The sequence below is a fragment of the Nitrobacter sp. TKz-YC02 genome (genome assembly GCF_049852135.1).
GTDB classification, from domain to species: domain Bacteria; phylum Pseudomonadota; class Alphaproteobacteria; order Rhizobiales; family Xanthobacteraceae; genus Nitrobacter; species Nitrobacter vulgaris.
In genome coordinates this window covers 3,778,384-3,799,922 of the sequence record NZ_CP180728.1, presented here as the reverse complement: position 1 = coordinate 3,799,922, position 21,539 = coordinate 3,778,384, and the positions used below count along the sequence as shown (strand labels likewise).

At 61.7% G+C, this 21,539-nt stretch carries 18 protein-coding genes; 11 read left to right on the top strand and 7 right to left on the bottom strand.

Annotation, left to right across the window (positions count from 1 at the left end; genetic code table 11):
* The first annotated feature begins 5 nt into the window (after positions 1–5).
* From ACM561_RS18235 to ACM561_RS18225, 3 genes are read left to right on the top strand one after another with little or no spacing between them, the layout of a single operon-like run.
* Positions 6–476: a DUF805 domain-containing protein gene (locus ACM561_RS18235; protein ID WP_425906967.1), complete on the top strand. Its 471-nt coding sequence runs from the start codon at positions 6–8 to the stop codon at positions 474–476.
* Positions 476–1,645, top strand: a complete 1,170-nt coding sequence (dapE, locus tag ACM561_RS18230; protein ID WP_425909822.1) for a succinyl-diaminopimelate desuccinylase — start codon at positions 476–478, stop codon at positions 1,643–1,645. Before ACM561_RS18235 ends, dapE begins: the two co-directional genes overlap by 1 nt.
* Positions 1,642–2,202: a 5'-methylthioadenosine nucleosidase gene (locus tag ACM561_RS18225; RefSeq protein ID WP_079448165.1), complete on the top strand. Its 561-nt coding sequence runs from the start codon at positions 1,642–1,644 to the stop codon at positions 2,200–2,202. Before dapE ends, ACM561_RS18225 begins: the two co-directional genes overlap by 4 nt.
* Here the strand turns inward: ACM561_RS18225 and truA are convergent.
* From truA to def, 3 genes are read right to left on the bottom strand one after another with little or no spacing between them, the layout of a single operon-like run.
* Complete coding sequence (gene truA, locus ACM561_RS18220) at positions 2,199–2,936, bottom strand: tRNA pseudouridine(38-40) synthase TruA (RefSeq protein WP_425906965.1); 738 nt, start codon at positions 2,934–2,936, stop codon at positions 2,199–2,201. The two genes, ACM561_RS18225 and truA, sit on opposite strands and share 4 nt — an antisense overlap.
* The gene (gene fmt / locus ACM561_RS18215) at positions 2,936–3,868 is read right to left on the bottom strand and encodes a methionyl-tRNA formyltransferase (RefSeq protein WP_425906963.1); all 933 of its coding nucleotides are present in this window, start codon (positions 3,866–3,868) and stop codon (positions 2,936–2,938) included. Before fmt ends, truA begins: the two co-directional genes overlap by 1 nt.
* A gap of 31 nt (positions 3,869–3,899) precedes the next feature.
* Positions 3,900–4,427, bottom strand: a complete 528-nt coding sequence (gene def, locus ACM561_RS18210) for a peptide deformylase (RefSeq protein ID WP_425906961.1) — start codon at positions 4,425–4,427, stop codon at positions 3,900–3,902.
* A gap of 148 nt (positions 4,428–4,575) precedes the next feature.
* Between def and ACM561_RS18205 the strand changes: the two genes are divergently transcribed.
* Positions 4,576–5,790: a DNA recombination protein RmuC gene (locus ACM561_RS18205; protein WP_425906960.1), complete on the top strand. Its 1,215-nt coding sequence runs from the start codon at positions 4,576–4,578 to the stop codon at positions 5,788–5,790.
* Between the two features lie 39 nt (positions 5,791–5,829).
* Complete coding sequence (locus ACM561_RS18200; RefSeq protein ID WP_425906959.1) at positions 5,830–7,185, top strand: AmpG family muropeptide MFS transporter; 1,356 nt, start codon at positions 5,830–5,832, stop codon at positions 7,183–7,185.
* Between the two features lie 64 nt (positions 7,186–7,249).
* On the opposite strand, the gene ACM561_RS18195 is transcribed toward ACM561_RS18200, so the two are convergent.
* The 3 genes from ACM561_RS18195 to ACM561_RS18185 all read right to left on the bottom strand — a co-directional run bounded on the left by ACM561_RS18195 (position 7,250) and on the right by ACM561_RS18185 (position 10,453).
* Complete coding sequence (locus tag ACM561_RS18195) at positions 7,250–8,116, bottom strand: DMT family transporter (RefSeq protein ID WP_425906957.1); 867 nt, start codon at positions 8,114–8,116, stop codon at positions 7,250–7,252.
* Between the two features lie 65 nt (positions 8,117–8,181).
* Entirely contained in the window at positions 8,182–8,907 is a 726-nt protein-coding gene (gene phbB, locus ACM561_RS18190) for an acetoacetyl-CoA reductase (RefSeq protein ID WP_309774108.1), read from the bottom strand.
* A gap of 367 nt (positions 8,908–9,274) precedes the next feature.
* Positions 9,275–10,453 (bottom strand): acetyl-CoA C-acetyltransferase, encoded by a 1,179-nt coding sequence (locus ACM561_RS18185; protein ID WP_425906954.1) that lies wholly within the window; start codon positions 10,451–10,453, stop codon positions 9,275–9,277.
* Positions 10,454–10,772: 319 nt separating this feature from the next.
* Here ACM561_RS18185 and phaR point away from each other — a divergent pair, with 319 nt between their 5' ends.
* The 5 genes from phaR (at position 10,773) to ACM561_RS18160 (ending at position 17,220) form a co-directional block, all read left to right on the top strand.
* Entirely contained in the window at positions 10,773–11,369 is a 597-nt protein-coding gene (phaR, locus tag ACM561_RS18180) for a polyhydroxyalkanoate synthesis repressor PhaR (RefSeq protein WP_309774110.1), read from the top strand.
* A gap of 478 nt (positions 11,370–11,847) precedes the next feature.
* Positions 11,848–13,887 (top strand): ATP-binding protein, encoded by a 2,040-nt coding sequence (locus ACM561_RS18175; RefSeq protein ID WP_425909821.1) that lies wholly within the window; start codon positions 11,848–11,850, stop codon positions 13,885–13,887.
* Positions 13,857–15,599, top strand: a complete 1,743-nt coding sequence (locus ACM561_RS18170) for an ATP-binding response regulator (protein WP_425906952.1) — start codon at positions 13,857–13,859, stop codon at positions 15,597–15,599. The genes ACM561_RS18175 and ACM561_RS18170 overlap by 31 nt, the downstream gene beginning before the upstream one ends.
* 1 nt (position 15,600) lies before the next feature.
* The gene (locus ACM561_RS18165; RefSeq protein WP_425906950.1) at positions 15,601–16,335 is read left to right on the top strand and encodes a response regulator; all 735 of its coding nucleotides are present in this window, start codon (positions 15,601–15,603) and stop codon (positions 16,333–16,335) included.
* A 273-nt stretch (positions 16,336–16,608) separates the two neighbouring features.
* A complete protein-coding gene (locus ACM561_RS18160) occupies positions 16,609–17,220 on the top strand; it encodes a sigma-70 family RNA polymerase sigma factor (protein ID WP_425906948.1) in 612 nt (203 codons plus the stop codon).
* A gap of 324 nt (positions 17,221–17,544) precedes the next feature.
* Here the strand turns inward: ACM561_RS18160 and putA are convergent, their stop codons facing one another.
* Positions 17,545–20,550: a bifunctional proline dehydrogenase/L-glutamate gamma-semialdehyde dehydrogenase PutA gene (putA, locus tag ACM561_RS18155; protein ID WP_425906946.1), complete on the bottom strand. Its 3,006-nt coding sequence runs from the start codon at positions 20,548–20,550 to the stop codon at positions 17,545–17,547.
* A 317-nt stretch (positions 20,551–20,867) separates the two neighbouring features.
* Here putA and ACM561_RS18150 point away from each other — a divergent pair, with 317 nt between their 5' ends.
* Positions 20,868–21,461 carry a hypothetical protein gene (locus tag ACM561_RS18150; protein WP_425909819.1) on the top strand — a complete coding sequence of 198 codons (594 nt, stop codon included), beginning with the start codon at positions 20,868–20,870 and terminating at the stop codon, positions 21,459–21,461.
* The last annotated feature ends 78 nt before the right edge of the window (positions 21,462–21,539 follow it).

Here is a 21,539-nt window from a genome sequence, read left to right as displayed (position 1 = left end):
CGCTCATGAAACTGACGACGCTGCTGTTCAGCTTTCAGGGCCGGATCAATCGAGCCAGATACTGGTGGGTAGTGCTGATCAATCTTGCCATTTTTACCGCCTGCTTGGTATTTGCCTTAGCTCTCATAGGGCGTGAAATTTCGAACGCTACTCCTTGGACCGACGCGCCGGTGAACTACTTGTTTATTGCGATCTCCGCTGTCGTCGGTCTGTTGATGATTTGGTCAAACACTGCCGCGGGAATTAAGCGTTTGCGTGATCGAGACCAAAGCGGATGGTGGATGCTCGTGTTTTGGGGAGTCGGTGCCATCGTCGACTTGCTGCAAGAGACTGCCACGACGCCCAGCAGCAAGTTCATCCTTGACGTCGGGAATTTCGCGGTGACCGTCTGGATCATCATCGAACTCGGCTGCCTGCGCGGCACGCAAGGGCCAAACCGCTTCGGCGCTGATCCACTTGAAGCGTCGCCCCAATGATGCCGTCTGACGCGCTCTCCATCGCTCGCGATCTCGTCCGTTGCCCGTCGGTGACGCCGGCGGATGCAGGCGCGCTGAATGTACTTGAGACGTTGCTCAAGGGTGCGGGATTTGATGTCCACCGCATCACCTTCAGCGAACCGGGCGCCGCTGACATCGACAATCTCTATTCCCGTATCGGCACGACCGGCCCTCATATCGCGTTCGCCGGCCATACCGACGTCGTGCCTCCAGGCGATGAGGGCGCCTGGACCCGTGGCGCGTTCTCAGGCGACGTGGTTGATGGTTTCCTCTATGGGCGCGGTACGGTCGACATGAAGGGCGGAATCGCCTGCAGCGTCGCTGCCGCGCTTGACTATCTCGCGGAGCATGGCGGCCAGCCGGGGAAAGACGGCGACGGCTCGATCTCGTTCCTGATCACCGGGGACGAGGAAGACATCGCCGTCAACGGCACTGTCAAGCTGATGCAATGGGCCGCCGCGCGCGGCGAAAAATTCGATCACTGCGTGCTCGGCGAGCCCAGCAATATCGAGGAGCTCGGCGATTGCATCAAGATCGGCCGCCGGGGCTCACAGTCTGGCACGCTATATGTCGATGGCGTGCAGGGCCACGTCGCTTATCCGCATCGCGCGTCAAATCCGATTCCGGACATCGCCGCGTTGATTACGGCGCTCGTCAGTGATCCGCTGGACCGGGGGAGTGCTCAGTTTCAGCCCTCCAATCTGGAATTCACCTCGGTCGATGTCGGCAATCCGGCGGCCAATGTGATTCCGGGACAGGCGCGCGCGAAGTTCAACATCCGCTTCAACGACCATCACAGTCAGGAATCGCTGCGTACGCTGATCGAGGCGCGCGTCGCCGAGATCTCAGGCAATCGCATTGCGACCCGCATCGTGTGGGAGCCCTCGAATGCCGACGTGTTCCTGACCGAGCCCGGCCCCTTCACCGATCTCCTGGTCGCAGCCATAGAGGAGGTCACCGGCCGCAAACCGGAGCTCAGCACCGGCGGCGGCACCTCGGATGCGCGCTTTATCAAGGACTATTGCCCGGTGATCGAGTTTGGTTTGGTCGGGCAGACCATGCACCAGATCGACGAGCGCACGCCGGTGGCCGATCTCGAAAGGCTGACCCGTATCTACCGCGGCGTGCTGGATCGCTACTTCGCATGAACGACAAAATCCTCGTCCTCACCGCCATCGACGACGAACTCGACAAGGCGCGCGCGCCCGATGGCGTCCGGGTGATCTACACCGGCGTTGGCAAGATCAATGCCGCCAGCGCAACCACGCTGGCGCTGCTGACGATGCACCCGTCACTTGTCATCAATTACGGGACCGCGGGAAAGATCAATGAGACGCTCCAGGGTCTCGTGGAGGTCTCAAACGTCGTCCAGCGCGACATGATGGCGATGCCGCTGGCGCCGCGCGGACGCACGCCGTTCGCCCCCGAGCTTGATCTGTTGACTTCAGGCCAGGGCGGTGTCGTCTGCGGTACCGGCGATAGCTTTGTCACAAGCTCCGACCCGTGGCTGATCGAGAACAACATCGACATCGTCGACATGGAGCTGTTCGCAGTGGCGCAGGTGTGCCGGCGGCACGGCCTGCCGTGGCGTGCGTTCAAGTTCATCACCGACGACGCCAACGACCTCGCGCATCAGGACTGGACCGCCAATGTGAAGGATGGCGAGGGCCTGTTCTGGGATGCGCTGGAACGGATTCGCTCTTAGTAATCCACCCGCACAAGATACAATCCGTCGGGCGGAGCCACCGGCCCGCACGCTTCACGCCGCCGCGCGTCTAACGCGTTGGACAGGTCATCGGCGCTCCAGCGGCCATGCCCGACCCACACCAGTGATCCCACCATCGAGCGCACCTGGCTGTGCAGGTACGAGCGCGCCGACGTGATGATGTTGACGTTGTCGCCGGTCCTGACGACGTCGAGTTGATCGAGCGTTTTCTCCGGCGATTTCGCCTGACATTCGGTGTCGCGAAATGTCGTGAAGTCGTGCTTTCCTATGAGCCGCTGTGCCGCCGTGTGCATCGCCTCCGCATCGAGCGATCGCGGCACGCGCCAGACATGGCCGACATCGATGGCGAGGTTCGCGCGCCGATTGGCGATGCGATAGATGTAATGTCGCCGGCGTGCTGAGAAGCGCGCCTCGAAGCTGTCGGGCACGATCTCGGCTTCGAGCACGCCGATCGGATGCGGGCGCAGGTGCGCGTTGAGTCCGTCACGCAATCGATTCGGCACGAAGTGCTTCGCGATGTCGCAATGGGCAACCTGCGCCAGCGCATGGACGCCGGCATCGGTGCGGCCCGCGCCGTGCACGCGGACGCAATCACCGCAAATCGCCTTCACTGCCGCCTCCAGCGCGCCCTGTACCGAGGGGCCGTTGTCCTGGTACTGCCAGCCGCAGAAGGGACCTCCGTCATATTCGATGGTCAGCTTGTAGCGGGGCATCAGACGAGCCGCAGCGGCGGCGTCAGCGGCGTGCCGTTCAGAAAGGCGTCGGCCTTCAGCGGTGGCTTCCCGGCGCGTTGCAATTCAAGGATGCGGATCGCGCCTTCGCCGCAGGCGATCGTTAGACGGTCGTCGAGGAGGCTCCCCGGCGATCCCGCGCCTTCGGCCAGCTCACACCGCAGGAGCTTGACGCGGACCGGCTCGCCATCCACCGGCATCTCGCACCAGGCGCCCGGAAACGGCGACAGGCCATGAATGTGGCGGAGCACATCGCGCGAACGCCTGTTCCAGTCGATGCGCGCCTCGGCCTTGTCGATCTTGGCGGCGTAGGTGACGCCTTGTTCGCTTTGCTTCGTCAATTGCAGGCCGTCGCGCGACAGCGAGGCCATCGCACGCACCATCAGATCAGCCCCAAGCGGCGCCAGCGCGTCATGAAGATCCGACGCTGTCATCGCATTGGTGATGGTGATCCGCTCGGCCATGGCGACGTCGCCGGTGTCGAGGCCGGCATCCATCTTCATGACCATGACGCCGCTTTCGGCGTCGCTGGCCATGATGGCGCGGTTGATCGGTGCAGCGCCGCGCCAGCGCGGCAGCAACGATGCGTGCAGATTGTAGCAACCAGATCGCGGCGCATCGAGAATCGCCTGCGGCAGGATCATGCCGTAGGCAACGACGACAGCGGCGTCCGCTCCATGCGAGCGGAATTGATCCAGCGCTTCCGGCGCCTTGAGTGTTTTCGGAGTCAGCACGGGGAGGCCTAGGCGCTGCGCTTCCCGCGCCACCGGGCTCGGCTGCAGCTTCATGCCACGGCCGGCGGGCCTCGCCTCGCGGCTGTATACGGCTGCGATCTCATGGCCATGGGCAACGAGTTGCAGGAGGGTCGGCACCGCAAATTCGGGGGTGCCCATGAAAATCAGGCGAAGCGGCATCTGATTGATTTCTGCGCGGCAAGAAGCCGCTTTATCTCGCGGCGAGCTTCGCGGCCTTGGTGAATTTTTTCATCACACGGTCGCGTTTCAGTTTCGAGAGGTGATCGACAAACAGCACGCCATTGAGATGGTCGATCTCATGCTGGATGCAGGTGGCGAAAAGACCGTCGGCATCCTCCTCGTGAACCTTGCCGTCGAGATCGGTGAAGCGAATCCGCACGCGCGCCGGCCGCTCGACCTCCTCGTAATATTCGGGGATCGACAGGCAGCCTTCTTCATAGACCGACAGTTCCTCCGAAGCCGAGAGGATTTCCGGATTGATGAAGACACGCGGCCGCGGTTTCGTCTCTCCTTCCTCATCGCGTTTGGCGAGGTCCATGGTGACGATGCGGACAGGCTGCGCAATCTGGATGCCGGCGAGCCCGATGCCCGGCGCGTCGTACATGGTCTCGAACATGTCGTCGGCAAGCTTGCGGATTTCCGGCGTGACTTTTTCGATCGGCCTGGAAACCAGGCGCAATTGCTTGTCCGGCACAATGATGATTTCGCGAATGGCCATGTCGGCGATGTAATCCCCGAGTCTGTCCGGGTCAATCCGCGAGCTGCACTGACCGTCCGGCCGTCATGAGCAGGCACGTTGAGCTTTCGTTAACTCAGTGTGTTCGCTCTTCGTTCGCGAACACGGCCGAATCGGCTACAAGATCCAGATGAACGAGATCCTTTTCATACTGGGTGACGTGCCAGTGCGGACCAGCGCCGTGCTGATCGGGTTCGGTGCGCTGGCGCTTGTATTATTGCTGATCATCGCCATTGTGATCGCGCGCTCGGGACGCCGGGGAACCGACATGGCCACCGCGCAAGCAAGCCGCGCGGACGAGCTGGAGGACCGCCTCAACGATATGATGCGGGCTCAGGCCGAGGCCGCCGGCCGTGTCGACGCCATGGGCAAGGCGCTCGCAGGGCGACAGGCGGAGATGGCGCGGGCGGTCAGCGATCGGCTGGACGCGGTCACCCACCGCGTCGGCCAGTCGATGGAGCAGACCACGCGCAACACCATGGACAGTCTGCGGGTGCTGCACGAACGGCTCGGAATTATCGATAACGCGCACCAGAACCTGACCGAACTGACGACGCAGGTGACGACGCTGCGCGATGTGCTCGCCAACAAGCAGTCGCGCGGCGCGTTCGGTCAGGCGCGGATGGAGGCGATTGTGCAGGACGGAATGCCGAAAGGCTCGTTCGCCTTTCAGTACACGCTGCCAAACGGCAAGCGGCCGGATTGCGTAATCTTCCTCCCCGATCAGCGCCCGCTTTGCATCGATGCGAAATTTCCGCTTGAGGCGATGACGGCGCTGCGCGACGCCCGAACCGACGACGAAAGGAAACTCGGAACCCAGCGGCTGCGCGCCGACGTCATGCGGCACGTCACCGACATCGCCGGAAAATATCTGATCCCGGGCGAGACCCAGGACACCGCGCTGATGTTCGTGCCGTCGGAATCGGTCTATGCCGAGATTTACGACAGCTTCGACGATGTGATCCAGAAGGCCTATCGCGCCCGGATCGTGCTGGTATCGCCGTCACTCTTGATGCTGGCGATTCAGGTGATGCAGCAGCTTCTCAAGGACGCGCGGATGCGCGATGCTGCGGATCAGGTACGGATCGAGGTCATGAACATGATGGGTGACGTCGAGCGCCTGCGCGACCGGGTCAGCAGGCTCGGCAGCCATTTCGATCAGGTCAGCGAGGATGTCAGGCAGGTCCTGATCTCGGCCGGCAAGATCGGCAAACGGGCTACGAGGATCGAGGAACTCGATTTCAGCAAGGACGAGGCGGCTGCGGAGACGCCACGGATCGTCGAGCCCGTCGAACCGACGGTGTTTCCGCCGCAGTTCGCCCGCAAGATCCAGGCGGGTGAGTAAGAGGAGGGCGGAACTGACCGAATCTGCTAGCACTGCGGCATGAGCGCTCCGGACGTCGCCCCAACCGTATCCGAGGCTACCTCCCGCGCGTCTTGGCGCGAGAGCATGGCGGTCTATCTGCAACCGCGCGTCCTCATTGTCATGATGCTCGGCTTCTCGTCCGGCCTGCCGCTGGCGCTGTCGGGCTCGACGCTGCAGATCTGGATGAAAGAATCCGGCATCGATCTGCACGATATCGGTCTGTTTGTTCTCGTTGGCACACCCTATACGCTGAAGTTTCTGTGGGCGCCGCTGGTCGATGCCCTGCATATTCCGCTGCTGACGCGGCGGTTCGGCCGCCGTCGCGGTTGGCTCGTCTTTTCACAACTGCTTCTGATCGCGGCAATCCTGTTGCTGGCCTCGACCGATCCAGTGAAAGCGCCGTGGTTTGTCGCGCTCGGCGCGGTGCTCGTGGCGGCGACGTCGGCGACGCAGGACATCGTGGTTGATGCCTTTCGCGTCGAGAGCCTGCCGGAAAGCGAGCAGGCTGCCGGCATGGCGGGCTATGTCGCCGCCTATCGCATCGGCATGCTGGTCTCGACCGCTGGAGCTCTCTTCCTAGTCAGCGCATTCGAAGGGACAGGCCTGGTCCGCGCCTCGGCGTGGGCGTGGGGCTACATTAGCATGGCGGTGATGGTTCTGATCGGCACCGTCACAGCGCTGGCCGCCACCGAGCCCGAGCAATCCGTGCGCGCCGAACTGACGACGCGGGCTAAGGGCGGTTTCGCGCGGGTCATGAATGCCGCGGTCGGCGCATTCTCTGAATTTCTGAGCCGTAAGGACGCTCTCGCCGCGCTCGCCTTCATCGTGCTGTTCAAATTCACCGACGCGTTCTCCGGCACGATGACCGCACCGTTCGTCATCGATCTGGGCTTCACCCGCAACGACTACGCCGCCATCGTCAAAGGCGTCGGTCTTGCCGCGACGCTGATCGGCGGTTTTGCCGGCGGCTTCGTGGCGCGGCGCTATTCACTGGCGACGAGCCTGTGGATCGGCGGCATTTTGCAGGCCGTCGCCAACCTGTCGTTCTCATGGCTTGCGCTGGTCGGCGTCAATCAATGGGCGCTGGCTCTCGCTATCACAGCGGAGAATTTCACCAGCGCTATCGGCACGGTGATCTTCGTCGCCTATCTGTCGGCGATGTGCCGCAATCCGTTGCACACCGCGACCCAATATGCGCTTCTCACGGCGCTCGCCGCGGTCGGCCGAACCTATCTGTCCGCCAGCGCCGGGTTCGTCGCCGAGGCGACGGGATGGCCGCTGTTCTTCGCGATCTGCATGTTGGCGGCGTTGCCGAGCCTGATCCTGCTGGCCTGGCTGCAGCGGCGCGGGCACTTTGCGACGCTGCAGGCGTAAACGGTGTGGGCGAATCGGTACCTATCCTCGGGTCAGGCCCGAGGATAGGCTTCGCTCGAAAACGCTATTTCCAGATCATGTCTTTCGCCGCGATCAACCCGCCGCCCGCGATCAGCACGGTCGCGACGGCGAGCGCCGCAGTCGGCTTCGCGAAACCCGCCAGGATCAGGAACGCGGTCGAAAGCAGCGGCGTCGCATAGGCGGCCGCGCCGAGCACGCGAATGTCGCCGCGCTTCATGCCGATATCCCAGACATAAAAGGCAAGGCCGACGGGACCGATGCCGAGCGCGGCGATCGCGAGCCACTGTGCCGCGCTGTCCGGCCACACCGTCTGTTCCATGAGCAGATGCGCAACCCCCGCTAGTGCAGCCGTCGCTAGGCAAAAGCCCGCGACCGCGTCGGTTGGAACCGAGGCCAGGCGTCGCGACAGCACCGAATACGCTGCCCAGACAAACGCCGCCATGAACGCCGCCGCAAGACCGGACATCTCAGCGCGTTCGAACACAATCGAAGTACCGCCCGCAAACAGCAAAACCGTCCCGGCCAGCCCGAGGATCGAGCCGATCAGATGATGCGGCGCCAGCCGCTCGCCTGGCAGCATCGAGGAGAACAGCACGATCAACAGCGGCCAGAGATAATTCAGGAGACCCGCTTCGGCGGGCGGCGCCTGTCGCAGCGCGATGAAATACAACGCATGATAGCCGAACAGCCCTCCCACCCCCACGAGCCATACAACCGCCGGCTGTCGCAACGCGCTGACGCCTTCGGGGCGGAACAGCCAGCTCGTGCAGCCGGCAAGACCACCAATCGCAAACGTCATGGCCGCGAGTTGAAACGCGGGAATGTGCCCGGTTGCGACCGTCATGACCGCGAGCAGCGACCACATCAGGATGGCGGCGAGGCCGATGAGTGTGGCGGTCCGGGAGGTCATGATTTCTTCCTTCTCCTCTCTTGGGAAAAGGAAAGAAGCGGCATGTCCACCCTATGCACTATTCATCACGCTTGATACTGGCCGCCGTTGATGCTCAGCGTCGATCCCGTGATGAAGCCGGCATCGTCGGCGGCGAGGAATATCACCGCGCGCGCGATCTCATCGGGCTCACCGAGGCGGGTCACCGGAATCTGCGGCAGGATGTTTTTCTCGATGACGTCCTTGGGCACGGCCTGCACCATTTCCGTGTTGATGTATCCCGGGCAGATCGCATTCACGGTGATTCCGTTCTTGGCGTTCTCCAGTGCCAGCGCCTTGGTGAAACCGATGTCTCCGGCCTTCGCCGCCGAATAGTTCACCTGTCCGAACTGGCCTTTCTGGCCATTGATCGAAGAGATGTTGATGATGCGGCCGAACTTGCGCGCGCGCATTCCCTCGATCACCGGGCGCGTCATGTTGAACAGCGAGCCGAGATTGGTGTTGATGACGGCGCTCCACTGCTCGAGCGTCATCTTGTGGAAGGCACCGTCTTTGGTGATGCCGGCATTATTCACGAGCACCTCGATGGGGCCGAGGTCCGCTTCGACCTGCTTGATGCCGCCAGCGCAGGCATCGAAGGAAGCGACATCCCACTTGTAAACAGGAATGCCGGTTTCCGCCTTGAATTTTTCCGCCGCAGCGTCGTTGCCGGCGTAGCTCGCCGCGACGTTGTATCCGGCCGCTTTCAGCGCTCTGCTGATCGCGCCGCCGATGCCTCGCGTTCCCCCCGTCACCAATGCCACTCTTGCCATGCGTCGTCCTCCTGGAGTTCCAGCTTTTGTTTTGACGCGCTTCTTGACGCGAACCGGTGCCCACTTCGCTCGTAAACGCTACGGAAAGCCGGATTTATCCTGATCGTTGAAACAAAAAGCTTTCTAGTGGTCCGATTCTAACCTTCGCATCCCGTCGCAGCGAGCCTTCTTGCGAATGTTAGAATGGAAGGACCACTCGCAAATTTAAGTTGCTAGTGGAGTTCTGAATTTGACGTTCGCGCCCGAAACTCGCGGTTAGGTGGGTCGCGAATGTCAAATTCACTCCACTAGATAAAAATGCTCGGCACGAGGCCGAGCATTTGGTTGTCAGCGCGACTCAATGTCCATTTTCGCCGCCTTCATCCGCTCAACCGCGCTCAACGCACATGGCGATTCCCATGCCGCCGCCGATGCATAGCGTGGCAAGGCCCTTCTTGACGTTTCGCTTCTGCATTTCGTGCAACAGGGTCACCAGCACGCGCGCGCCCGAGGCGCCGACCGGATGGCCGATGGCGATCGCGCCGCCATTGACGTTGACCTTTGAGGTATCCCAGCCGAGGTCCTTGTTGACGGCGCAGGCCTGTGCGGCAAAGGCTTCATTGGCTTCGATCAGGTCGAGGTCGCCGATCGTCCAGCCTGCTTTTTTCAGCGCGGCACGGGAGGCCGGAATCGGGCCGGTGCCCATGATCTTCGGGTCGACGCCGGCATGGGCCCAGGAAACGATGCGGGCGAGGGGGGTCTTGCCCTCTTTCGCCGCCCGCGCGGCCGACATCAGGACGACGGCCGCGGCGCCGTCGTTGATCCCCGACGCGTTGGCCGCGGTCACAGTGCCGTCCTTTTCAAAAGCGGGTCGCAGTTTGGCGATGGCGTCGACCGTCACGCCAGCCTTCGGATATTCGTCCGTGTCGACCACAACATCGCCTTTGCGGCTCTTGACGGTGACGGGCACGATCTCGTCCTTGAATCGGCCCGCTTTCTGCGCGGCCTCCGCCTTGTTCTGCGAGCCGGCGGCGAATTCGTCCTGCTGCTGGCGGGTGATCTGGTACTCACGGGCGACGTTCTCGGCGGTGTTTCCCATGTGGTAACCGTTGAACGCATCCCACAGCCCGTCCTTGATCATGGTGTCGATCAGTTCGAGGCCGCCCATCTTCACGCCGCCGCGCAGGTGCTGCGCATGCGGCGCCATGCTCATGGATTCCTGTCCGCCCGCGACGACGATATCCGAATCCCCGTTCAGGATGGCCTGATAGCCGAGCGCGACAGTGCGCAGGCCCGAACCGCAGAGCTGGTTGACGCCCCAGGCCGGGCTTTCCACAGGAATGCCGGCGGCGATCGACGCTTGACGTGCCGGATTCTGGCCCTGCGCCGCAGTCAGAATCTGGCCCATGATGACCTCGGAGACCCGTCCGGGCTCGATTCCCGCCCGCTCCAGCGCAGCCTTGATGGCGATAGCACCGAGGGCGTGGGCGGGCGTCGTGGCAAGCGCACCGTTGAAACTTCCCACTGGAGTGCGGGCGGCGCTGACGATGACGACATCGTCTGACATGGACACCTCCTGGAGCTTAAGTGACTTGCTGGGGCTTGAGTGACTTGAAAATTCGATGATGACAGGCCGTACCGGCGGTCCGTGATCTACTCAGATATATATCCTGTTGACCTCACGAGAGTGTGTCAATCACGCCAATGGCTGGAAGTTGCACCCGTACATGATCGTGAGCACTTTCTATGCATTGGCATTAACTGTTTTTTATAAAACGGTAGCCGAAGCGGGCTGAAAGTGCTTACTTTGCTGCAATGCGTTACGTGTTAACCCCATCGTGGATGCCGGCGGGGTTTCTTGTCCTCGGCAGGGACGTGTGGGATCTATGGCGAAATCAGAGACACCGACGACAATCAAGAAATATGCGAACCGGCGGCTCTATAATACCGGCACCAGCACCTATGTGACGCTCGAAGATCTCGCGGGGATGGTCAAGCAGGGCGAGGATTTCCTTGTCTTCGATGCAAAGACTGGAGACGACATCACCCGTTCAGTGCTGGCGCAGATCATTTTCGAACAGGAAAACAAAACGGGGCAGAACCTGCTCCCGACCACCTTCCTGCGGCAGCTGATCCGTTTCTACGGCGATAGCATGCAGATGGTGGTGCCGAAATATCTCGAACGATCGATCGACATGCTGACCCGCGAGCAGGAGAAGTTTCGCAAGCAGATGACAAGTAGCTTCAGCGGCACTCCGTTCGCGCCGCTCGAGGAGCATGTCCGCCGCAACATGGAGCTTTTCGAGCGCACGTTCTCGATGTTCAAGCCATTCGTGCCGCCGCGCAACGGGACCGCCGCGCCCGAGCCGGAGAAAACGCCTGACACTCCCGATCCCGGCGACAATATCGAAGATCTTCGTCAGCAGATGAAGGAGATGCAGGACCGCCTGGAACGGATGTCGAAAGAGCCGAAGAAGGAGTAGGTGTTCGGGTCCGCGATCAGGGTCGACCAGATGACGCTGAGGCCGCTGACCGGGAATCCAAGGGGATTTCGGCTCATGCAGAATTGCAGCGCAGTCTCCATGCTCGTACTTGCATCGTGTGCGCCTCTGCCCCGGCGGGGCCGAACTCCGCGGTCATTGCCTGACAAGACCCCTCGCGGCCTCCGATTGACGACCGGGGCGGCCTGCCCGTCCCAGTCCATCAAGCGCCAGATTGGTATTTCCTCGCGTTGAACCTTTTCTTGAGATGGATGACTCTCACAAAGGGGTCACGCGTCGGTGTGCCGTGCGCGCCGTCAGTTTGTGACTTCGAGGCAGGCCAGCTCGCATCGACCGATGGGGCTTGCCGTGCGCTACAATCGTCGCCAGGCTGTCGTTTGAAGCTGCTGTCGTCGGGAAAGCCGCAGCGAACGAATCCGCAAGGTAGCCCCATTTGGTTCCAGCCGAGACCCAGAACGGCATAGCCGCAGAGCAGCACGAGGGCCGCTCGGGCATTGTCGGCCTGGTTCGTGCTATTCCGATCCGCTGGCGCATTTTCTCGATCACGGCTTTGAATTCTGCGGCCGTGCTGGTTCTTGCGCTGTTGATATGGAGCGGTGCCAAGACCCTGGGGTCGGCATGGGACGACGTACGTCAGGTCAGGGACTCCGATAAGATCCTTGCGGTTCTCGAGAGCGAGACCGGTCGACTGCAAAACCTGATCCATCGCTACGTCAATCAGCCCGGTCCCGATCTGTTTGCGGAAATCTTGCTGTTGCGCGAGGCTGTCCTCGGCACCTTGAGAGCGCGCGCTTCGACTGACCCGATATTGCTGGGTACGGTCGACGAATTGGAACGCGCCAGCGAACGCTTTCTCAGCGGTTTCAGGGAATTGCGCGCATTGCAGACGACGATTGCCAAGACCTATGAGAACCAAATCCTGGCGCCTACCAAGGACATGGCCGGCCTCTATTCGATCATCGAGGGTGCGACCAGTCGCCGCGACGCGCGGATATGGCCGACACTTGGCAAATCACGCGAGGCATTCACGGCGATGCTGGTGGCCGCGAACGCCTACTACCTCGCGCCCGCGTCAACCAGTGCGGACGAAGTCCGAAAGAATATCGATGCGATCGCGCGCACGATCCCTGCGATGATCGATTTTGCCGAAAACGATCTCCAGCACGACGCATTGCAGCGGCTCAAAACACGAACATCTGCGCTGCATGATGGGATCGCGAACCTGTCCGATCTGCTCACCAAGCGAACTGATCTTTCGCGTAACTCCATCGACGTCAGCCAGGCTGAGACCATCGCCGCGATCGACGGCTTGTCGGTCAAGATGCGTCAGCGTGAGCAGAATGCGCAGTTGACGTTTGACCACACTCTCACAAGCATCTCCCGCAAGATGCTGTCGATCGCCGCGATCTTTCTCGCCATCATTGTGATTGCCGGCGTTGTCATCGCGCTCAGCATCCGTCTGCCCCTGCGGCAGCTCATGAGGTCGATGCGCGCGATCATGTCTGGCGACTACAGCCGCAGAGTCGCCGGCACCGTCGCGCGGGATGAAATCGGCACTATGGCGCGCGCGGTCGAGATGTTCCGTAGGAACGCCATCGCCAAGCGCGCGGCGGAGGACGAATTGCGGGCATCGAAGCAGAGGGCCGAGAATGCTTTGCTAGAATTGAACGCGGTGCAGCGCAATCTGATCGACGCTGAGCGGCTTGCAGTGCTCGGGGGGCTGGTCGCGGGCGTCGCGCACGAGGTGAACAATCCGATCGGCATCAGCCTCACGGTTGCTTCGAGTTTCGCGTGGCGCGCCGACACATTCGACGCCGAATTGAGATCCAAGACGCCACTGAAGCGCTCGCAGCTTGAGGAATTCGTGAGCACCTGTCGCGATGCAGCTCGTCAGCTGGTTGCAAATCTGCACCGGGCCGGCGAACTGATCCAGTCCTTCAAGCAGGTTGCCGTCGATCGATCTCACGCTGAGCGCCGCCAGTTCAGCTTGAGTGAATCCACCGGCCAGATCGTCGCCAGCCTCCGTCCGGTGCTGAAGCGATCCCCGATAAACATCGCTGTCGATGTCCCGGAAGGTCTGATTATCGATGGGTTTCCCGGCTTGTACGGGCAGATTTTGACTAATCTTTTTCTCAACGCTGCCAATCACGCGTTCCCGAATGGGCAGTCGGGTACGATTTCCATCGCGGCGAGCCTGCGCACCAATGATGACATCGAGATCATTTTTTCCGACAATGGTATCGGCATGACACCGGACGTCCAGCGGCAGGCGTTCGAGCCCTTCTTTACCACACGCCGCAACGAGGGTGGCACCGGCCTTGGGCTTCACATTGTCTACAACCTTGTCACACAGCAACTTGGCGGTCGGATGACGGTGGAATCAGGGCTGGGACAAGGAACAACTTTTCGCATTATCATGCCGCGATCCGGCGCCGGCGCTGGCACGGAAACAGACAGCGGGGCAGTACAATGGCCTACCAGGATGATCTCCTCGACCTGATCGACGATTCTGGAGCTGATCGCCCCGGGGCGTCGACGGTCCGCAAGTGGAAGGTCGCCGTGATCGACGACGATCGGGCGGTGCATGAAGGTACGCGCTTTGCGCTGAGTGATTACAGTCTTAACGGACAGACGCTGGAGATTCTGTCGGCCTATTCGGCTGCCGAGGGACGTGAGCTGATGCGCGCGCACCCTGACATCGCCGCGGTGCTCCTCGATGTAATCATGGAGACCGACGAAGCCGGCCTCGATCTCGTCGAATTCATCCGTAACGAGCTGCGGAACGAAACCGTGCGCATCATCCTGCGCACCGGGCAACCGGGACAAGCGCCGGAGCGTAGCGTTATTGTCGACTACGACATCAACGATTACAAGGCCAAAACGGAACTCACCGCCGACAAACTGTTCACCTCCTTGACCGCGGCGCTGCGCAGCAATCAGCAGCTCGAACGGATGGTGCAGACCCGTCGCGGCCTCGAGATCATCATAGATGCGGCTTCCACGCTCTACGATTTTAAGTCGATGCAGCGTTTGGCCGAAGGCGTCCTGACGCAGATCGCGTCGCTTTTGAACATCGACTGTGCGGGCATTCTGGTGTTGCGCGACGGCGGCGCGGTCGATGATGACTTTGCGGTTCTTGCGGGGTCCGGCTGTTACAGCTGCTTCAGCGGGGTCGACGGCCAGGCATCGCTCGATTCCGATCTCAAGCAGACGGTCGAGGACGCCTTCAGGCGGCGTAAGCACGAATTCGCCGATCACCGTTCGGTCCTCTATATCCGCACCGGCAGTGGACGCGAAGTCGTGGTGTTGTTACAGGCCGAGCGCGATCTATCGGATACTGATCGGTCCCTCGTGGAGATCTTCGGCAGCCGGCTGTCGATCGCATTCGACAACGTGATCCTCTATGAGCAATTGCAGGACGCCAACGCGCAGCTCGAAGACCGCGTGGCGCAGCGCACGCGCGCGTTGATGCAAGCCAATCGCAGGCTTTCCGTGCAATGGCTGCGGTTGCAGCGGGCCAACGGGTTCAAGAATGAGATTCTGGGAACCGTGGCGCACGACCTGAAGAATCCTCTCGGCGTCATCCTGGGGCGGACCGAAATGCTCGCCGAACTTGTCAGCGCAGGCTCGTACGGGGACACCGTCACCGTGCAGGTCGATCACATTCGCGACGCCACCAAGCGCCTGATTACGATGGTCGATCACCTGATTTCAGACGCCATGGCCGACGCCTTCGATATCACTATAAAGCGCGAGCCGGTCGATATCGCGGCGCTGGTCGCCGAGGTCTCCGAGGCCAATCAGCTATCAGCGGTTAACAAGCAGCAAACCATCGCCGTGTCGGCGCCCACCGGGCACGTCACGATCTGCGACCAAGACCGGATGCGCGAGGCGATCGACAATCTCGTCAGCAACGCCATCAAGTACAGTCCGGTGGGGGGCAGAATCACGCTGCTGGTCGGCCAGGACGCGGACCACACAATCATCCGCGTCACGGACGAGGGCGCCGGCCTGTCGCCCGAGGATCTAGGACGACTGTTCGGCCGTTTCCAGCGATTGTCCGCAAAACCCACCGCCGGTGAAAGCTCCACCGGCCTTGGCCTGTCGATCGTGAAACGGATCGTCGAAATGCATGATGGTCAGATCAAAGCCGATAGTGGTGGCCCCGGACAGGGATCGACCTTCACCATCATCTTGCCTACGACAATCTGACATGAACAGGAATCCGTATATCATTGTGGTTGACGACGAGGCGCCTGCCCGGGAGATGGTGGGTGACTATCTCAAGATGCATGGCTTCGCCATCACGTTGTGCGACGGCGGCCGAAGTTTGCGCGACGCGATCGGCAGGACAACGCCAGATCTCGTAGTACTCGATCTGAACATGCCGGAGGAGGACGGCCTTTCGATCATCCGCGATCTCAAGAGCCGCACCAACATTCCGGTGATCATGCTGACGGCGACGGCCAGCCCGATTGATCGTGTGGTCGGCCTCGAACTCGGCGCCGACGACTACGTGGCAAAACCCTGTGAGTTGCGCGAACTGATGGCGCGTATCCGCTCGGTGCTGCGGCGAAGTGCGCCAAAAATGGAGGGCGCGCCCGATGTCGTCGCCGCCACGCCGGCAGGTCGACTCGTTCGCTTCGGCACCAAATGGCTCGATTTGGAGGCTCAGGCCTTGCGGGACGACGAAGGCAACGAACATCCGCTTACGGCGTCGGAGTTTGGTCTGTTGAAGGTCTTCGCCGCCAATCCGAAACGGGTTCTGTCGCGCGAGCGGCTGCTGGAACTGGCCAATGCACGCGACAGCGAAGCCTTTGATCGGGCGATTGATCTGCGAATCATGCGGATCCGGCGGAAGATCGAGCCCGACCCCGCAAAGCCCGCGGTGATTCGGACCATCCGGGGTGGCGGTTATCTGTTTTCACCTTCCGGCGACAAATCCTGAGTTGCTCCAACGGCTAAGTCTAACGACGTTCCAACGAACAGTGCTTTCCCAGCTCAGTCGAAACTGACAAAAATACCTTAATATTCAACAGTTTGCGCCACAGAACCGGTATGCATTTTTTTGCGGAGTATACGCTGGGTTTCGCTGATTGTTTCATCGCTAGGGAGGGGACGAAACAATTGCACCTTCCCGCGAAACCATTTTCTGCTTTCCGTGCAGGCGTTCTGAAACGTGAGACGGCTAATATTCTGCCCAACGATAAGGGGAGCCGTCATGCAAAATGTCATCGCGATTAACGCAGCCGCTTGCCAAGGCATTATCGCTGCCCAGGCAACCACAGATGAGATGCTTCTTGAGCGGATCGCCCACGGCGACCGGGCGGCGATGCATACCCTATATTTGCGGCATAACGTCCGGGTCTATCGCTTCGTGCTCCGCAGCTTGCGCGACACGACGGCGGCCGAAGATATTGTCAGCCAGGTATTCCTGGATGTTTGGCGTACTGCCGGCCAGTTCGAAGGCCGCTCACGGGTATCAACGTGGTTGCTTTCGATCGCCCGGTTCAAAACGCTGACCACGATGCGCCAGCGCCGGCATGAGGATATCGACCAGGAGAATGTCCGGGAAATCGCCGATGGCGCCGATACGCCCGAGGCGTCGCTCGATCGCAGCAACGTCAGCGAAATTCTGCGAGCCTGCATCGCCAAGCTGTCCCCGGCTCATCGCGAGATCATCCATCTCGTTTACTATCACGAGAAGACGGTCGAAGAAGCCGGCGAGATCATCGGCATTCCGCCAAGCACCGTGAAGACCCGTATGTTCTATGCCCGCAAACAACTCGCAGCGCTTTTGAAAGTGGCGGGCCTCGCAACACTAGCAGCCTGACCAACTACTTAATTCCGCTGATCGCCCGCCTAGCAGTGGCCCCGATGCATGATGTTCGGGCCGGTTTGCGTTCGGGCGACCTCCCCGCGCTTGAGCGATTATCGGAAAACCGCAAGCGAACCGCGCAGTGCCCATCGTCGCTGGCGCCAGCCTGCAATCCCAAGCAGAGGCCTCGGGCGGCCAGGGTTGAATCGATAATGGTCGTTGCACGTCTGAGGGCTTCGCAAAGCGTGAGACGGCGCGGCTTGTCCTGCTGTCACTATAGCGTTTTTGAGCGAAGTGGAATCCGGTTCGCGTGAAGAAAACGCGCCTGATCAAAAAGCTCTAGCCTACTTCGGTCATCAATGCGGCATTGCCGCCGGCGGCTGCGGTATTTACCGTTAAGGTCTGTTCGCTTGCAAACCGGGTGAGATAGTGAGGGCCGCCGGCTTTGGGTCCTGTCCCTGACAGCCTATGGCCGCCGAATGGCTGCGCTCCGACCACAGCGCCAATCATGTTGCGGTTGACGTAGATGTTGCCGACCTGAAGCCGGTCAGCGACCATCTCGATCGTATCGTCAATGCGCGAGTGGATGCCGAGCGTCAGGCCATAGCCGGTGTCGGCAATGGAGTCCAAAACCCCATCGAGACCGGAGGCGCTATAGCGCACGATGTGGAGGATCGGTCCGAACACCTCTTCGGTCAGTTGCCGCGCGTTGTCCAGCTCGAAGATATGCGGCGCGACGAAATTGCCTGATGACGGGGCAAGTCCTGCGAAATGTACCCGAGCCTCGCGCGTCATGCGCGCGATATGCGCATCGAGCCGATCCTTTGCCTCGCGGTCGATCACCGGGCCGACGTGGGTGGCGGGATCGGACGGATCGCCGATCCTCAATTCGCGCGCTGCGCCAACGATCATCTCGATCATGCGGTCGGCCACGTCCTCCTGCACGAACAGAAGCCGCAGCGCGGAGCAACGCTGCCCGGCCGAGCGAAATGCCGAAGTCATGACATCGTCGGCGACCTGCTCGGGCAGCGCGGTGGCGTCGGCGATCATGGCGTTGATGCCGCCGGTCTCGGCGATCAGCGGCACGATCGGGCCGTCCTTGGCGGCGAGCGTGCGGTTGATCGATCGCGCCACTTCTGTTGAGCCGGTGAAGACCACGCCCGCGATGTCGCGATGCGCGACAAGCGCAGCCCCGATGTGTCCGTCGCCCTGAATGAGGTGAAGCGCCGCCTCCGGAATCCCGGCTTGATGCAGCAGGCGCACAACTTCCGTGGCGATCCTCGGCGTTTGTTCAGCCGGTTTCGCAACCACGGTATTTCCGGCCATCAGCGCCGCCGTCACCTGCCCCGAGAAGATAGCCAGCGGAAAATTCCAGGGCGAGATCGCGGCAAAAACGCCGCGCCCGCGCAGCCGCAGCGTGTTGCGTTCGCCGGTCGGCCCGGGCAACGGCTGCGCCTCGCCGAACAGCTTGCGCCCTTCCGTGGCATAGTAGCGGCAGAAGTCGGCGGCTTCGCGGACCTCCGACACACAATCGTCCAGCGTCTTGCCGCCTTCCCGTTGTAAGAGCGCGATGAAACGCGCCGATCGTTGTTCCAACAGGTGGGCTGCGCGATCCAGGGCGGCGGCTCGCACAGCCGCGGATGCGCGGCTCCACGATGAAAACCCGCTGCGCGCCGCGGCAACGGCACGGTTCACGTCGTCCGGGCCGCTATCGTTCACCGGCATGATTGAGACGTGCTCAGCCGCGACCTCGGCAACCAGCCGGTTCACCGCGGCGCGCTCGCCGAATTCGACTCCGCGCGAATTGATGCGCTCCGGCTGGAAAAGGTCGCGCGGTAGTGAAATCTTCGCGTACTCGGCGCTGTCGGCGCTTCCTATGATATCGACCGGTCTGCGCAGCAGCGTGTCTAGCGGCATATTGGGATCGGAGACCGTCGCGACGAAGGAGGAGTTGGCTCCGTTCTCGATCAGGCGGCGCACCAGATAAGCGAGCAGGTCGCGGTGACTGCCGACCGGCGCATAGATGCGGCAAGCGATCCCGGGGCGATCCTTGCAGAGCGTGGTGTAGAGGGCTTCGCCCATGCCGTGCAGGCGTTGGAATTCAAAGCCGGTCTCTCTGTCCGTCAGTTCGAGAAGCGTTGCGACAGTGAGGGCATTGTGGGTTGCGAACTGCGGAAACAGGCGCGGCCGCAGCGTCAGCAGTTTTTTCGCGCAGGCGATGTAGTTCAGGTCGGTCATCGCCTTGCGGGTGAACACGGGATAGCCGTCGAGCCCGCGCTCCTGCGCGCGCTTGATCTCAGTGTCCCAATACGCGCCCTTCACCAGACGAACCATCATCCGCCGGTTCAGGGCTCTTGCGAGGTCGTCGATATAGTCGATCACGGCGCCGGCGCGCTTCTGATAGGCCTGGACGGCGAGGCCGAAGCCGCTCCAGCCAGCGAGCGAGCGGTCGGCGGCAATGGCGGCGATCACATCGAGCGTAAGCTCCAGCCGATCCGCTTCCTCCGCATCGACCGTGAAGGCGAGATTGAGCGCTTTGGCGCGCTTGGCAAGATCGATGGCGCGCGGAACCAACTCCGCCATCACCCGCCCTCGGCTCACTGCCTCAAAGCGCGGATGCAGCGCCGACAGCTTGACGGAAATGCCGGGGCGGTCGGGCAGGGGCCTGTCGCCCGCGCCGTGGCCGATCGCCTCAATGGCGGCGGCGTAGGAACTGAAATAGCGGTCCGCATCCGCAGCGGTGCGCGCGCCCTCGCCGAGCATGTCGAAGGAGTAGCGGGTGCATCCCGCGGAATGCGCGCGCGCCCGCTCGAGCGCAGCCTCAATGGTTTCGCCCAGTACGAAGTGACTGCCCATCAGCCGCATCGCCTGCCGCGTCGCCGCGCGAATCGCCGGAACGCCGAGCCGTTTCGCGAGCCGCCCGATGGTTCCCTGCGGCGTCTCGCCCGGTTGGATGACCCGCGCCGACAACCCGAGCGCCCACGCGGACGCGTTGACAAGAAAGGCGCTGGATTTGGTCTCGTGGTGGATGAAATTGCCTTGCCCGAGCCTGTCCTCGATGAATCTGTCCGCGGTCTCGGCATCGGGCACCCGCAGTAGCGCCTCGGCGAGCACCATCAGCGCGAGGCCTTCCTTGGTCGATAGTGCAAACTCGCGCAGCATATCCTCGACGCCGCCGAGTGGGTCGTCGTTTTGCCTGATCGCATCGATCAGGCGTCGCGCCGTTCGATCGATCCGCGTTTCCCGCTCAGGTGTCAGCCGAGCCTCGGCGAGCAGCCGCTCCGCGATTGGCTGGTCATCCGGAGCGTAGGGAACCGAGAACGGCAGTGGAAGCTGGGGCGACATCGGCGATTCCTGATCACGATGATTCTGGATTGAATCGATGCAAAATCACGAACGTGATCGATTCCCCGATTTTTGAGCGGGAGCGGTCCCGCTAAGTTCCGTGCACAAACTTTCCGGTTCTGGTAGCAGCATGTGAGCGGCACGCGTCATCGATAAATAGGATCGCTGTTGCGCCTGCGCGACCCTCTCTCCGCGCGAACAGGCTAATCTCAGTCCGGGATCGGATATCAGGTCGAGGGACGATGGCGGGCTTTCCGGAACGACAACATGACCGCGCCCGCGTGCGCCGCCTGTCTCGTCTGCTTGTGGTGGGCGCGATGCTGCTCATGGCTAACGGCGTGGATCATCCTGTCGAAGCCGCAGAACTCAGTCCGGGAATCTCGCAGCTTTATACCTCGGTTTCGATCAATCCCCCGACCGCGGAATCCATGACGGTCTGCTACGGTTTCGTCTGCCGGCGCCGCGAAAGTCTTGACTTCACGTCCGCCGACCGTGCTGCGTTAGGGCGAGTTCTGGCGGCCGGCCGCTCATCGGCCGCTGCGGAACGCCGGGCTGTCCAGAATGCGGTGGTCTGGTTCGATCGCCACATGGGATCGATCCTGGGAACCGACAGGCGTGTGGCGCGGGCTGATTTCCGCGCCGGCGATGACAAGCATAATTTCGATTGCTGGGACACGACGCGCAACGTGACGAGCCTGTTGCTAGTCCTGCAGGGCTGGAGGCTTCTCAAATTTCACACCGTGGGAGATCCGCATTATCGCGGCAACGCGCTTGTCTTGCAGACCCCGCATAACACCGCGGTGCTGGTGGAGCGCACCACGGGTGTCGAGTGGGCCATTGACATGTGGACGCGCGGCTTTGCGCAACTGCCCGATGTCATGACCGTAAATCAATGGATCAAGCAGGATTGAGGCAATGCTTTCCTGCGCGACTTTGCCCAGAAGATTACCGATCGTCGTCGCCGGCGGATTCAGTCTGCGCGGATAGCG

Excerpts from the sequence above, each read along its gene's own strand:
- ACM561_RS18235 (WP_425906967.1), top strand. The coding sequence starts at position 6 with ATGAAACTGACGACGCTGCTGTTCAGCTTTCAGGGCCGGATCAATCGA.
- dapE (WP_425909822.1), top strand. The coding sequence starts at position 476 with ATGCCGTCTGACGCGCTCTCCATCGCTCGCGATCTCGTCCGTTGCCCG.
- ACM561_RS18225 (WP_079448165.1), top strand. The coding sequence starts at position 1,642 with ATGAACGACAAAATCCTCGTCCTCACCGCCATCGACGACGAACTCGAC.
- truA (WP_425906965.1), bottom strand. The coding sequence starts at position 2,936 with ATGCCCCGCTACAAGCTGACCATCGAATATGACGGAGGTCCCTTCTGC.
- fmt (WP_425906963.1), bottom strand. The coding sequence starts at position 3,868 with ATGCCGCTTCGCCTGATTTTCATGGGCACCCCCGAATTTGCGGTGCCG.
- def (WP_425906961.1), bottom strand. The coding sequence starts at position 4,427 with ATGGCCATTCGCGAAATCATCATTGTGCCGGACAAGCAATTGCGCCTG.
- ACM561_RS18205 (WP_425906960.1), top strand. The coding sequence starts at position 4,576 with ATGAACGAGATCCTTTTCATACTGGGTGACGTGCCAGTGCGGACCAGC.
- ACM561_RS18200 (WP_425906959.1), top strand. The coding sequence starts at position 5,830 with ATGAGCGCTCCGGACGTCGCCCCAACCGTATCCGAGGCTACCTCCCGC.
- ACM561_RS18195 (WP_425906957.1), bottom strand. The coding sequence starts at position 8,116 with ATGACCTCCCGGACCGCCACACTCATCGGCCTCGCCGCCATCCTGATG.
- phbB (WP_309774108.1), bottom strand. The coding sequence starts at position 8,907 with ATGGCAAGAGTGGCATTGGTGACGGGGGGAACGCGAGGCATCGGCGGC.
- ACM561_RS18185 (WP_425906954.1), bottom strand. The coding sequence starts at position 10,453 with ATGTCAGACGATGTCGTCATCGTCAGCGCCGCCCGCACTCCAGTGGGA.
- phaR (WP_309774110.1), top strand. The coding sequence starts at position 10,773 with ATGGCGAAATCAGAGACACCGACGACAATCAAGAAATATGCGAACCGG.
- ACM561_RS18170 (WP_425906952.1), top strand. The coding sequence starts at position 13,857 with ATGGCCTACCAGGATGATCTCCTCGACCTGATCGACGATTCTGGAGCT.
- ACM561_RS18165 (WP_425906950.1), top strand. The coding sequence starts at position 15,601 with ATGAACAGGAATCCGTATATCATTGTGGTTGACGACGAGGCGCCTGCC.
- ACM561_RS18160 (WP_425906948.1), top strand. The coding sequence starts at position 16,609 with ATGCAAAATGTCATCGCGATTAACGCAGCCGCTTGCCAAGGCATTATC.
- putA (WP_425906946.1), bottom strand. The coding sequence starts at position 20,550 with ATGTCGCCCCAGCTTCCACTGCCGTTCTCGGTTCCCTACGCTCCGGAT.
- ACM561_RS18150 (WP_425909819.1), top strand. The coding sequence starts at position 20,868 with ATGCTGCTCATGGCTAACGGCGTGGATCATCCTGTCGAAGCCGCAGAA.